Source organism: Acetobacterium sp. K1/6, from assembly GCF_034438075.1.
Taxonomy (GTDB): Bacteria; Bacillota; Clostridia; order Eubacteriales; family Eubacteriaceae; genus Acetobacterium; species Acetobacterium carbinolicum.
The window spans coordinates 78,332-92,224 of the sequence record NZ_JAXQGA010000002.1; the positions used below are offsets into that span (position 1 = coordinate 78,332).

The window sequence follows — 13,893 nt, forward strand, 5'->3', positions numbered from 1 at the left end:
ATGGATCACAATAAGAAAAAAGCATATTTAATTAATACAATCGCCATTGTTGCCACCTATCTCGTATTCTTTGTGTTAATTCAAACGAAAACCATGAATAATTATTTTGTGGGAATTGCTATTATGACCTGCATTATGATTATCATGGCGATGAGTTTGAATATTGTTGCCGGTTTTTTAGGAGAAATGGCTTTAGGACACGCCGGTTTTATGGCCATTGGTGCTTATGCATCGGCCATTTTTTCGATGGCTCTGGTCGATAGCGGCCTGCCATTGCCAAAGCTATTTATTCTTATTTTAGCCATGATAGTTGGTGGTGTTGTAGCCGGTATTTTTGGCTTCCTTATCGGGACACCAACATTGCGGTTGCGCGGTGACTACCTTGGCATTGTTACGATTGGTTTTTCTGAAATCATTCGAATCTTTTTTATCAATTTCGGACCAACTGGTGGGGCGGCCGGTTTAAAAGGGATTACCAGACTGGTTAATTTTCATAATGTTTATTGGATTACAATTCTGGTCGCCATTCTGATCTTCACTTTGGGACGATCCAAACAGGGGCGAGCGATTATATCGATTCGGGAAGACGAGATTGCTGCCGAAGCGGCAGGAATTCCCACAACGCGATATAAGGTATTGGGATTTTCGTTGGCAGCGTTTTTTGCCGGAATTGGCGGTGCTTTGTATGCGCACTACCAATCTTTTTTGGAGCCCAGTAAGTTTGGCTTCATGTTCTCCATTGAAATGTTTGTGATTGTCGTTTTAGGAGGACTGGGAAGCCTCACCGGCTCGATTATTTCAGCTATTGTTTTGACAGTATTACCGGAAATGCTTCGCAGTTTTTCCGAGTATCGGCTACTAATTTATTCGCTAGTCTTGATTATCATGATGATTTTCCGGCCACAGGGAATTTTTGGACGATCTGAATTCTCACTAACAGCTTTTATTGAATCACTGATCCAACGAAAAAAGGTTAAGAATTCTATTGACGGAGGTGAAGCATCATGACCGTTTTATCAGCAAAAAATATAACCATGCAATTTGGCGGTTTAACTGCCGTTGATCAGTTTAATCTCGATCTGAGCGCCAACGAACTGGTTGGCCTAATCGGACCCAATGGCGCTGGGAAAACGACCATCTTCAATATGCTCACTGGAGTTTATGTACCAACTGTGGGCGAGATTTTTCTGAATGATCAAAGTATTATTAAAAAATCGGCCCACGAAATCGTCAAACTGGGTGCGAGTCGAACCTTTCAGAATATTCGTTTGTTTAAAGATTTGACAGCAGTCGAAAATGTAAAGATAGCCTATCACAATTTTATCGATTACAATATGATTCAGGGAATGTTCAGAACCAAAAAATTCTGGGCGGAAGAAAAAAAAGCTCAAGAAGAATGTATGAAGCTGCTTGATATCTTTGATATGGGTGAGTATGCCGATACATTGGCTAAAAACCTGCCCTATGGACAGCAGCGAAAGCTTGAAATAGCCAGAGCCTTGGCTTCTGATCCAAAAGTATTGATGTTAGATGAACCAGCGGCGGGAATGAACCCCAATGAAACGACCGAACTGATGGAAACCATCCACTTTATTAGAAATAAATTTGATATTACCGTTTTGCTTATTGAACATGATATGAAGTTGGTGATGGGGATTTGTGAACGAATCATTGTCGTGGATTATGGCAAAACGATTGCCGAAGGCACTCCGGATGAAATCAAGAACAACCCTGATGTTATTCGTGCTTATTTAGGTGATTAGGAGGCCGCAGATGCTTAAAGTAAAAGATTTAAATGTACACTACGGGAAAATTCATGCCATTAAAGGCATTAGTTTTGAGGTGAATGAAGGTGAGATTGTTACCCTTATCGGAGCCAACGGCGCCGGTAAAACCACCATTCTACAGACTATTTCGGGACTATTAAAACCTAGCGAAGGGATGGTATCCTTTGAGGGAGAGAATCTCAACAAGGTACCGGCCCATCAGATACCAATGATGGGAATCGCTCATGTTCCGGAAGGACGACGAATTTTTGCCGAAATGACGGTTTTGGAGAATCTTCAGATGGGCGCCTATATCAGGAAAGATAAGATTTCGATTCAGGAGGATATGGAAAAAATATTTCTGAATTTTCCACGGCTAAAAGAGCGCATTAAACAAATTGCCGGAACCTTAAGTGGTGGCGAACAGCAAATGTTAGCGATGGGCCGGGCTTTGATGACGCGACCCAAACTGATTCTTCTGGATGAGCCGTCAATGGGATTGGCTCCGCTGCTTGTTGATGAGATATTTAATATGATCCAAACAGTTAATGATGCCGGAACGACCGTATTGTTGGTGGAACAGAATGCTAACAAAGCTTTGCATATTGCCAATCGCGCTTATGTTCTGGAAACCGGATATATCAAACTTTCTGGTAATGCCAGAGATCTGCTGGTCAACCCGGAAGTTCAGCAAGCTTACTTAGGCGGCTGAGCGAAAAAACTGTCTCAATCGAGGCAGTTTTTTAATGAGGTGCTTCATCTTTGATAAAATTGACTGCATACACCGATAATATTTCTTAAACACCTTAATTTTCATCCTTGATATGGAAATATACCTATGATATACTGTTAAAATTGAATGTGAATATAATTTATAGTGAAAGATACGGAGGATAACATGAGTGCTACAGTAGAAAGTATTGAAAAAAATATCGCCACCTTAAAAATTGAAATTAGTCCGGAGGAATACTCACAGGCTGTCAAAAAGTCCTATGATAAAAATAAAAAACGTTTTTCAGTTCCAGGATTCAGAAAAGGAAAAGTTCCTAAACAGGTAATTGAATCCTATTATGGTAAAAATGTATTTATGGAAGATGCCATCGATTTTGCCTTTGCGCCAGCTTATACCAGTGCATTGGAAGAAACCGAAATTAAACCGGTAACCCGCCCTGATCTTGAAAATATTGAAAAGATCAGTGAAGAAGAAGGTGCTACTTTTATTGTTAAGGTTGGTGTTAAACCTGAGATTAAACTGGGTGAATACAAAGGCGCTGAAGTGGATTCTTTAGAAGCTGTGATTACCGCCGAAGAGATGGCTGAAGAGCTGGCTAAAATGCAAGATCAAAATGCTCGCTTGGTTACCTTAGAAACCGGCGAAGTCAAAGATGGTGCAACAGTAACCATTGATTATGAAGGATTTTTAAATGATGAGCCTTTTATTGGCGGTAAAGATACCGATCATGAGCTGGTTATTGGTAGTGGAGCCTTTATTCCAGGTTTTGAAGAGCAATTAATTGGCGTCCAAATCGGTGAAGAAACAACCGTTAATGTGACCTTCCCGGATGAATACCATGCTGAAAACCTTAAAGGTCAAGCGGTAGTGTTTAAAGTAGCAGTCAAGGGAATCAAAGAAAAAGAATTGCCGGAACTCGATGACGATTTCGCCAAAGATACCAGCGAATTTGACACGTTGGATGAACTCAAAGCAGATGTTGAAGCGCGTTTGAAAGACGCTAAGACTGCAGAACTAAGAAAAGCGGCAGAAATAGCAGCGGTTAATTTTGCCGTCGAAAATGCCGAAATTGATGTTCCTTATTTAATGATTGAAGAAGAAGTGGACAATAATCTGCAAAACTTTGAATCGCAAATGAAACAACAGGGAATTTCGTTAGATGACTATTTTAAATTTACCAATGTTAATCGCGATGAGTTTAGAGAAAATCTGAAAGAAGATGCGGAAAGAAATATAAAAACCGAATTGATTCTTTCGAAAATTGGTGAAATAGAAGCGTTAGAAGCAACTGATGAAGAAATGGATGAAGAAATAAAAGTGTTTGCAGATGCCTATGGTCATGACTTTGAAGACTATAAAAAAGGCCTTCAGGAAAGAATGCTAGACTATATCAAGGCAAACATTATTAGAAGAAAGACAGTGGAAATGCTGGTAGATGTAGCTACTACTAATATTTCTGAGTAATAAATAAGAAAGCAGGAAAATGTATTCATGCTAACAAGTAAAACAACACAATCATTAATTTCTAACAATCTAGTACCCATGGTCGTTGAACAGACAGGCCGGGGCGAACGATCATATGATCTGTTTTCAAGGTTGTTAAAAGAACGGATTATCTTTTTAAATGGCGAAATAAACGAAAATTTGTCGTCGCTGATTGTTGGACAATTGATTTTCTTAGAAGCAGATAATGCTGAAAAAGATATTCAAATCTACATCAACAGTCCCGGCGGGTCAGTTACAGCGGGGCTTGCCATCTACGATACGATGAACTATATTCGCTGTAATGTTTCCACTATTTGTGTGGGTTTGGCGGCATCGATGGGGGCGTTTTTATTGGCGGCCGGTGAAAAAGGAAAGCGCTTTTCCCTGCCAAATAGTGAGATTATGATTCATCAACCTCTTGGGGGTGCCCAGGGTCAAAGTACGGATGTGGAAATTTATGCAAAACGTCTGATCAAAACACGAGAAAAACTAAATTTAATACTTAGCGAGCAGACCGGGCAACCCCTGGAAACTATTGCTAAAGATACTGATCGCGATAATTTTATGGATCCTGACGAAGCCAAGGCCTACGGATTGATTGATGAGATCATTGTGTCGAGATAGGAGGCTTAAAAATGGCAAGAAATGAAGATAGCATCGAAAATGCTCGATGTTCCTTTTGTGGTAAAAGCCAATCTCAGGTAAAACGGATGGTTGCAGGACCAGGCGTTTATATTTGCAATGAATGTATTGAACTCTGTGAAGAAATCATGGATGTGGACAGTATGCCTGAAGACATTGTCTTTGACGATGTTCCCAAACCGAAAGAGATTAAGCAAAAATTGAGTGAGTATGTGATTGCTCAAAATCACGCCAAGCGAGCGCTGGCAGTGGCTGTTTACAATCACTACAAGCGGATTACCGCGATGGACGAAAATGATGCGGAAGTAGAATTGCAAAAAAGTAATATTCTTTTAATTGGACCTACTGGATCTGGAAAAACCCTTTTAGCCCAAACACTGGCCCGGGTTTTAAATGTTCCTTTTGCAATTGCTGATGCCACTTCGTTAACTGAAGCGGGCTACGTTGGTGAGGATGTGGAAAACATTTTGTTAAAACTTCTTCAGGCCGCTAATTTTGATGTTGCCAAGGCTGAAAAAGGTATTATTTACATCGATGAGATCGATAAAATTGCCAGAAAAGGTGATAATCCTTCGATCACTCGAGATGTTAGTGGTGAGGGTGTTCAACAGGCACTTTTAAAAATATTAGAGGGCACAGTGGCTAATGTTCCGCCTCAAGGTGGACGTAAACATCCCCATCAGGATTTTATCCAGATTAATACCAATAATATTTTATTTATTTGTGGTGGGGCATTTGATGGCATGGATAAGGTCATTGAACAGCGAACGGAAAAAAGTTCGATGGGCTTTGGAGCAGACATTCGCAGTTCCAAAGAGAAAATCGAAGATGATAATCTAAGTTCTGTGCAACCCCAGGATCTGCTAAAGTATGGACTGATTCCAGAGTTTATTGGACGAATCCCGGTGATCGCCTCACTTGAACACCTGGATGAAGAGTCATTGATTCAAATACTCACAGAACCGCGAAACGCATTGGTAAAACAATATATTAAAATGTTTCGAATCGAAGGGGTTGAGTTGGAATTCCATCAGGATGCCCTGGTAGCGATTGCCAAAAAAGCCATGGATACCAAAACTGGTGCCAGAGGTCTTCGGGGGATCATCGAGAATATTATGCTAGATATTATGTTTGAAGTACCTTCCAATGAAAATATTGAAAAAGTAATCATCACTAAAGAAGTGGTTGAGAAACAAGTTGAACCGATTATGATTTTAGGACAAAAAAATGATAGCAAAACTAATAAAAATGATGTAGTATCTTAGATTTATTATAGGGCCGTTCAAAAGACCAACTACTCTTTGGTATTTAATACCGTGTATTTGAAATTTTGCGCGGCTTTTTTTAAAGTTTGGCTTATCAGAAATAGTAAAATACTATTATAATAGAAGCGGTAAGGAGTTGATTAATTTGAGTATCGAAAAAAAAGAAATTCCGGAAGAAAATACTGACCCGATCGGTCTGACTGAACCGGAGCTATTTGTTCAGGAAAAAGAAACCCTGCCACTCATACCGCTACGGGGAATGAGTGTGTTTCCAGGTATGGTGGTTCATTTTGATGTGGGCCGAGAAAAGTCTGTCAAAGCGTTAGAAGCTGCGATGGAGCGGGACCAGATGGCATTTTTAGTCACCCAAAAGGAAGTCATCAAAGAAGATATCAACCCGGATGACTTTTATCGTATTGGTTGCAGAGTCAAGGTCAAACAATTGCTTAAAATGCCAGATAATCTTGTCAGAGTTCTGGTTGAAGTTCAGGAAAGACGGGAAATTGTCGAATTTGAAAGCTTGGATCCCTATTTTCTAGTTACCACCAGACCGGTTCGTTCGGTGTACTATGATACAAAAGAGAATCGCACATTAGTCCGAATGATTCGAGAGTCGTTTGCCAATTATATGAATGTGACCCGGAAGGTCGCTACCGATCTGATTCTGGCAATGGATTCCTTAGATGATCCCGATCAGCTGATCGATATTATCGGTGCCAATTTGTTTTTAGATCTGGAAGATAGCCAGCGACTGATTCAGGAAACCGATGTGAATAAACGATTGGTGCTGACTTATGAAATTTTAGTCGAAGAAGTGGAAATGATTAAGATTGAACACAATATCGACGAAAAAGTTCGCAGTGAAATGTATAAGCACCAGCGGGAGTATTATCTTCGGGAACAGATAAAAGTGATTCAAAATGAATTAGGAGAAGGCGACGTTCAAAATGAACTGGATGTTTATCGGGAACGATTGGCCGCCCTGGATGTTGCCGATGAGGTTCGGGATAAGGTTTTAGGAGAGCTTAACCGATTAAATAAAGTACCACAGGGTTCTTCTGAAGCGGGGTTAATTCAGACTTATGTGGAATGGATACTCGATCTTCCCTGGAATACATTAACCGAAGAAACCATCGATGTTTCAATTGCCAGAAAAATATTGGATGAAGATCATTACGCCTTAAAAAAGGTAAAGGAGCGAATACTGGAGTATATCTCAGTGCTCCAGCTTTCAAAAAGCTTGAAATCACCAATAATCTGTCTGGTGGGACCACCTGGAGTGGGTAAAACATCGATCGCAAAATCTATTGCCCGGGCACTTAACCGTGAATATGTTCGGATGTCATTGGGCGGGATGCGGGATGAAGCTGAAATACGAGGTCATCGACGAACCTATATTGGTGCTATTCCCGGACGGATTCTTTACAACATTAAAAAATGCGGAACCCGGAATCCACTGTTTTTGCTGGATGAGATTGATAAGTTGGGACAGGATTTCAATGGTGACCCAGCCTCAGCACTTTTAGAAGTGTTAGATCCAGAGCAAAATAATACCTTTACCGATCACTATCTGGAACTGCCTTTTGACTTATCCCAGGTACTTTTCTTGACAACGGCCAATTCGTTATCAAGTATTCCCAGGCCACTACTGGATCGTATGGAAATCATTGAAGTAAACGGCTATGTTGAAAGTGAAAAAGTAGAAATAGCGCAGCGTTATCTAATTCCAAAACAATTAGAAATTCATGGGTTAAAAAAATCGACCTGTAAATTTAGTGAAGCGGTGATTAAAAATACCATTGAGTATTACACCAGAGAGTCCGGTGTCCGGGAACTGGAGCGAAAAATTGCCCAGGTTTGTCGGGTCGCCGCCAAAGAAATTGTTGAGCATAAGAAAAAAAGTATCAGCATTACCCAGAAGAACCTGGAAAAATTCTTAGGAAAGCATCGTTACTCCTTTGATACCGTTGGTGACAAAAAAGAAGTCGGTCTGGTCAATGGTTTAGCCTGGACACCAGTTGGTGGCGATACCCTGCAAATTGAAGTGATTGTTGTCGATGGGACTGGAAAGATTGAAATTACCGGTCAGCTTGGTGATGTCATGAAAGAATCTGTCAAAGCGGGCATTAGTTACATTCGTTCTCAGGCTGCGGTGTTGGGGATCGAGTCAGATTTTTACTCTAAAAAAGATATTCATCTCCATGTGCCAGAGGGTGCCGTCCCTAAGGATGGTCCATCGGCAGGGATCACCGTTACGACAGCCCTGATTTCATCACTGACCAATACGCCAGTGCCGCAAAATTTAGCGATGACCGGGGAAATAACTCTGAGCGGTCGAGTTCTGCCAATTGGTGGACTGCGGGAAAAATTGACAGCCGCCCATCGCGCCGGAATCAAAGAAATTATTTTACCAAAAGAAAATGAAAAAGATCTGGAAGATGTCCCAAATGTCGTTTTGGAGGCTTTACATATTCAGTCTGTTTCAAAAATGAGCGAGGTTACAAAAATCGTCTTTAAACAGTTACAATAAAGAGATTGACCAGACTCCCAGGAAATGGAGAACGTAATGAAAGTAACAAAAGCAGAGATTGTCATCAGTGCTGTGGCGGAAGCTCAGTACCCGGATGACAATCTACCAGAAATAGTGCTGCTGGGGCGTTCAAATGTTGGAAAGTCAACCTTTGTTAACACCTTGATTGAACGTCGCAGACTGGCACGAACCAGCTCTCAACCGGGAAAAACCCAAACCATGAATTTCTATCGGATTAATGACCGGTTTCACTTTGTCGATATGCCCGGATACGGCTATGCCAAAGCTTCAAAAACGGAACGGGAAAAATGGGGAAAAATGATTGAGAAATACTTAAGAAACAGAGAAAATGTCGCAATGATTTTTCAGCTTATTGACTCCCGGCATGATCCTTCCGAAGACGATTTGCTGATGTATGAATGGTTGGTCCATTACGGTCTTAATCCCATGATTATCGGCACCAAGGCGGATAAAATATCAAAAACTAATCAAAAAAAATCACTTAGCCATATTGCCAAATCATTGAATCTGAGAAGTTCCCGGGAAGTGATTCTTTTTTCAGCAGAAACAAAGCTGGGTAAGGAAGAAGTTTGGGAACACATTGAAAAGGTCTTAAAGTAAAAAAGGGCTTCCTGATGGGATACAAGCAGATGACTACGTTAGAATGATCGAACTGATCTGAACTTTGCGTTGTTGTCTTGGAAAAAGCTTCCTATTAGCAGGAAGCTTTTTCCAGTTCTGCGGTGATTAGAAATGAGGTAAACGATGACTGAAGAAAAAATTCGGTGTTTGGCAAAACAACTCGAAATCGATCTTGTTGGTTTTTTTGCGGTGGAACCGCTAACAGAATGTCTACCTCATTTGCTCAAGCGTCACCAGGCTGGATTATCCACTGGTTTTGAGGGGGGAGTGCCCATTGAAAGGATTGATTATCGCAGCGCCTATCCGTTTGCAAAAGCGGGGATTGTTATCGGTGTCAATAACTATCAGACCTTTGAGGGAATCGTGGATGGTCAACTGCGTGGTCATTTTGCTTCAGTTAGCTGGGGAGAAGATTATCATCGGGTGTTGAGGCGAAAAATGAATGAATTGATGCAAGCCATAAACGATGAACGGCAAAATTCAGGAGAATTACCGATGAATTATCAGGTGTTTGTTGATAATAGTCCGTTAGTTGATCGGGGATCGGCTTACCGTGCCGGTTTGGGCTTTTTCGGTAAAAACAATTGTCTGATCAATCACCATTTCGGTTCGTTTTTCTTTATCGGACAAATACTGGTGGATACTTACATTACCTTTACAAAACCCCAATTGGTTGAAAATGGCTGTGGTACTTGTCGACGCTGCCTGGATGTTTGCCCCAATCAAGCCCTCGGCGAAGGCTTCAGCCTGGATCCGTCAAGATGTATTTCATATCTTACGCAAAAGAAATCCCTTACACCCGATGAAGAAAACCGGATCAGCACCTATCTCTATGGATGTGATCTTTGCCAGCAGGTGTGTCCCTACAACCAGGACCTGAAGAAAACGCGGGAGAAAGCCTTTTGGATTGAAGCAGAGACCGCCTCGCCACCGCTGTCAGAAATTCTGATGTTGACGAACAGGGACTATAAAATTCGTTATGGAAAAACAGCAAGTGGATGGCGGGGTAAAAAAAATCTTATGCGAAATGCCCAACTAATCCTAAAAAAGGCATGAATAATTGCAGATTAAGTGTTATAATAATTAAGTTAAAGAACTTTTTATATTTATTTTAGTTAAACATGGAGGAAAAATGATACGAGATCGCTTTGCACCGAGCCCAACAGGGAATGTTCATGTTGGAAGCCTACGGACAGCACTGTACAACTATTTATATGCGAAAAAAATGGACGGAGAATTTCTGCTTCGTCTTGAAGATACCGATCAAACACGGTTAGAACAAGGTGCGGTGGATAATTTACTGGATGCACTGAACATGACTGGTGTAATTCCCGATGAAGGCTTAATAAAAGAACATCATAAGGTCATTCAAAAAGGTCAGCATGGCCCTTATATTCAGTCGCAACGCCTGGATATCTACAAAAAATATATTGAGATACTCCTGGATCAGGGACAAGCTTATTATTGTTTCTGTACTAAAGATCGGTTGGATGAGGTCAGAAATAGCCAAAAGGAAAAGGGCGAAACCCCTAAGTACGATGGCAAATGTCGAGAATTATCAAAAGCGGAAATCACATCTAAGCTTGAAGCGGGGCTACCCTACACCGTCCGATTGAAATTACCGGAAAACCATGTAATTACCTTTGATGATATGGTTAGGGGAGTCATTGAGATGAATACCAACGACTTGGATGATCAGGTGCTGCTAAAAGCAGATGGATTCCCGACCTATCACATGGCGGTCGTCGTTGATGATCATCTGATGGCGATTACCCACGTTATTCGGGGAGAGGAGTGGTTGCCATCAACACCAAAACACACCTATCTTTATGAATGTTTTGGCTGGGAACCGCCCAAATTTGTTCATTTGCCCAATATCTTAAATGATGACCGTAAAAAGCTTAGCAAACGCCAGGGTGACGTATCAGTAGGTGATTTTTTGGCGAAAGGGTATTTGCCGGAAGCGTTGGTTAATTTTCTGGCATTACTTGGTTGGAGTCCGGAGAATGAACAAGAAATATTTTCCATGGCGGAATTGATCGAGGCGTTTGATCTTTCACGAATCAATAAATCTGGAGCTGTTTTTGATCGGGCCAAGCTCAACTGGATGAATGCCCATTATATCAAAGAATTACCAATCGAAGCGCTGGTTAGTCATCTGACGCCTTTTTTAGTCGATGCCGCGGTGATTACTCAGGAAGAAGTAGCAGCAAAACAGGAATGGCTATTCAAGGTTGCACAGATTTTAAGAGATCGGATTGAATATTTTGCCCAGGCACCTCAGGAACTGGAATTGATCTTTAAAAATGATTTTATCATTGAGGACGAGGAAGCGCTGGCATTATTACACGAAGAATCGTCAAAACGCCTTTATGAAGCCCTTATTGCTAAAATCGAGGCGACCGAAGTACTGGACGCCGCCCGAGGAAAAGCGATGCTCAAAGAAATTCAAAAAGAAGAAAAAATAAAAGGAAAGATGCTCTTTATGCCAGCCCGGATCATGATCACAGGGGAAATGCATGGACCGGATCTGACTTTAATTATGGATGTATTGGGAAAAGATGAGGTTTTAAGCCGAATCAAGTCAGTTGCATCGATTATGCAATGATAAATTAAAAACAAAGGAGGAAAGCACATGAGTAAGCAAAAATCAAATAATAAGAGAAAAAGCGGCATTCAATTGATCCTGATTACACTGTTTATTGCGTTAGTGGGATATATACTCTTTAGTGGGGTGTCAGTGGGTGTTTATGACATCGGTAATGTTGGCAATAATATCAACTACGGCTTGGATTTAACCGGCGGGGTAAATGTAGTCTTGGAAGCTGAAGCAACGGATGATGACCCAGTGACGGCAGAAAAAATTGAGTCCGCCATGCTAACGATTCGGCAGCGAATTGATACCCTGGGCGTTTCAGAACCAACGATCACCAAACAGGGTGATAACCGGATCCGGGTTTCGATTCCATCAGTTAGTGATCAGGAAGAAGCACTGACACTCATCGGAAAAACAGCCCAGTTGGAATTTGTGGGACCTGACGAAACCGTTATCCTAACTGGGAAAGACGTTGTTGATTCCAAGGGTGTTATGCAAACAGATAGTTCAGGCTTAGAAAAAGCGGTTGTTACCTTAAAATTCAGCGATGAAGGTACAAAGCTTTTTGCTGATGCCACCCAAAAATACATTGGACAGGCGATTAAGATTAAACTGGATGACGAAATTATTTCGTCACCAACGGTTAACGTGGCAATTACTAACGGAGAAGCTGTGATTGAAGGCATTGGAAACATCGATGAAGCGGGAAATCTGGCCTCACTCATTCGTGGCGGGGCCCTGCCAGTCAAACTGGTACCCATTGAAGTAAGAACAGTGGGACCAACCTTAGGTCAGAATTCCCTCGATAAAAGCATTTATGCCGGGATGATCGGAATTGGCCTGGTACTCATCTTTATGCTCGTTTTTTACCGTGGTCTGGGAATTATTGCCGATCTGGCACTGGTTATCTTTATCATCTTTTTTATGATTATTTTGACAGCTCTCAATGTCACTTTGACACTGCCGGGTATTGCTGGTCTGATTCTCACCATTGGGATGGCAGTAGATGCCAATGTTATTATTTTTGAGCGAATCAAAGAAGAGGCACGATTAGGGAAATCCTTGCTGACAGCGATTGACAATGGTTTTTCAAGAGCGTTTAAAACGATTCTGGATTCAAATGTGACCACATTAATTGCCGGTTTTGTCCTCTTCTTTTTAGGAAGTGGGAGTGTCCAGGGATTTGCCGTCACCTTGATTTTAGGAATACTGGTGAGTATGTTTACCGCCGTTGTGATTACCAAGCAACTGATTATTTTACTTGTAAAAACGGAATTGTTTAAAAGCAATACGTTTTACGGAATATAGAAAGGAGACCATAATGAAAAAGAACATTCAAGTAGTAGAAAAAAGCAAAATATGGTTTGCCTTCTCATTGATACTTATTGCCATCAGTATCGGTTCGCTATTTATCAATGGACTAAATTTCGGCATTGACTTTATTGGCGGAACCATTGTAACCATTGAACTTAATACACCCTTTGAAACCAGTGATGCCAAGGCATTGATTGAAGAGTATGACTCAAGTGCCGATGTGACCTATGCCGGTGAAGCCAAAACTCAGGTGATTATTTCCACTAAAAAAGACTTATCAACTGATGACCGACAGGCATTATTTGCTAAGTTTCAGGAAAAATACAATTTAGAGGATACCGACTTGTTATCGATTGATACAGTGAGCCCTTCAATCGGTGCGGAGATGGCCAACAGTGCCATGATTGCTGCTGTTGTCGCGGTTTTACTGATGCTGGTATACATTACCTTTCGTTTTGAATTTATGTTTGGACTAGCAGCAGTGGTTGCCTTAATCCATGATCTGATCATCGTGTTGGGTGTTTACTCGATCTTCCAGATTCAAGTCAATTCGCCATTAATCGCAGCCTTGTTAACGATTTTGGGTTATTCCATCAATGATACCATTGTTGTATTTGACCGAATCCGGGAAAACCGTCCCAAATTCGGCAAATATGATTTCGCTAACTTAGTTGATACCAGTGTATCTCAAACGCTACAACGAAGTATCAATACGTCATTTACTACCTTACTGGCGATCGGCGCCTTGTATGTCTTTGGGGTCCCGGCAGTACAGGATTTTGCATTACCGTTAATGGTAGGGATTGTAAGCGGAACCTATTCGTCGATCTTTGTTGCCAGTACGCTTTGGTGTAAGGTCAAAGAATTTCAGGCAAGCAAGAAAACAGCGCTCAAAAACTAGTGTTACAAAAAAGATAACA

Annotated in this window: 12 protein-coding genes; all 12 read left to right on the plus strand. The window is 41.2% G+C overall.

Translation table 11 applies throughout. The features are described from left to right. Positions 1 to 1,008 carry a branched-chain amino acid ABC transporter permease gene (locus U2P91_RS02260; RefSeq protein WP_322518980.1) on the plus strand — a complete coding sequence of 336 codons (1,008 nt, stop codon included), beginning with the start codon at positions 1 to 3 and terminating at the stop codon, positions 1,006 to 1,008. Next, positions 1,005 to 1,763 (plus strand): ABC transporter ATP-binding protein, encoded by a 759-nt coding sequence (locus tag U2P91_RS02265; RefSeq protein WP_322518981.1) that lies wholly within the window; start codon positions 1,005 to 1,007, stop codon positions 1,761 to 1,763. Before U2P91_RS02260 ends, U2P91_RS02265 begins: the two co-directional genes overlap by 4 nt. Positions 1,764 to 1,773: 10 nt before the next feature. Continuing rightward, positions 1,774 to 2,478 (plus strand): ABC transporter ATP-binding protein, encoded by a 705-nt coding sequence (locus U2P91_RS02270; RefSeq protein ID WP_111886587.1) that lies wholly within the window; start codon positions 1,774 to 1,776, stop codon positions 2,476 to 2,478. A 186-nt stretch (positions 2,479 to 2,664) separates the two neighbouring features. Further along, a complete protein-coding gene (gene tig, locus U2P91_RS02275; RefSeq protein WP_242988562.1) occupies positions 2,665 to 3,963 on the plus strand; it encodes a trigger factor in 1,299 nt (432 codons plus the stop codon). A gap of 27 nt (positions 3,964 to 3,990) precedes the next feature. Then, positions 3,991 to 4,608 carry an ATP-dependent Clp endopeptidase proteolytic subunit ClpP gene (gene clpP / locus U2P91_RS02280; protein ID WP_111886589.1) on the plus strand — a complete coding sequence of 206 codons (618 nt, stop codon included), beginning with the start codon at positions 3,991 to 3,993 and terminating at the stop codon, positions 4,606 to 4,608. An 11-nt stretch (positions 4,609 to 4,619) separates the two neighbouring features. Further along, positions 4,620 to 5,891, plus strand: coding sequence for an ATP-dependent Clp protease ATP-binding subunit ClpX (gene clpX, locus U2P91_RS02285; protein WP_322518982.1), 1,272 nt, complete (start codon positions 4,620 to 4,622; stop codon positions 5,889 to 5,891). 145 nt (positions 5,892 to 6,036) lie between these two features. Continuing rightward, positions 6,037 to 8,421: an endopeptidase La gene (gene lon / locus U2P91_RS02290; RefSeq protein ID WP_111886591.1), complete on the plus strand. Its 2,385-nt coding sequence runs from the start codon at positions 6,037 to 6,039 to the stop codon at positions 8,419 to 8,421. A gap of 36 nt (positions 8,422 to 8,457) precedes the next feature. After that, positions 8,458 to 9,042: a ribosome biogenesis GTP-binding protein YihA/YsxC gene (gene yihA / locus U2P91_RS02295; RefSeq protein ID WP_111886592.1), complete on the plus strand. Its 585-nt coding sequence runs from the start codon at positions 8,458 to 8,460 to the stop codon at positions 9,040 to 9,042. A 144-nt stretch (positions 9,043 to 9,186) separates the two neighbouring features. Then, a complete protein-coding gene (gene queG / locus U2P91_RS02300) occupies positions 9,187 to 10,119 on the plus strand; it encodes a tRNA epoxyqueuosine(34) reductase QueG (RefSeq protein ID WP_111886593.1) in 933 nt (310 codons plus the stop codon). Positions 10,120 to 10,195: 76 nt separating this feature from the next. Beyond that, on the plus strand, positions 10,196 to 11,671 hold the full coding sequence (gene gltX, locus U2P91_RS02305) for a glutamate--tRNA ligase (protein WP_111886594.1): 1,476 nt from the start codon (positions 10,196 to 10,198) through the stop codon (positions 11,669 to 11,671). Positions 11,672 to 11,698: 27 nt separating this feature from the next. Continuing rightward, the gene (secD, locus tag U2P91_RS02310) at positions 11,699 to 12,967 is read left to right on the plus strand and encodes a protein translocase subunit SecD (protein WP_111886595.1); all 1,269 of its coding nucleotides are present in this window, start codon (positions 11,699 to 11,701) and stop codon (positions 12,965 to 12,967) included. Positions 12,968 to 12,980: 13 nt separating this feature from the next. Further along, a complete protein-coding gene (secF, locus tag U2P91_RS02315) occupies positions 12,981 to 13,874 on the plus strand; it encodes a protein translocase subunit SecF (protein ID WP_111886596.1) in 894 nt (297 codons plus the stop codon). The last annotated feature ends 19 nt before the right edge of the window (positions 13,875 to 13,893 follow it).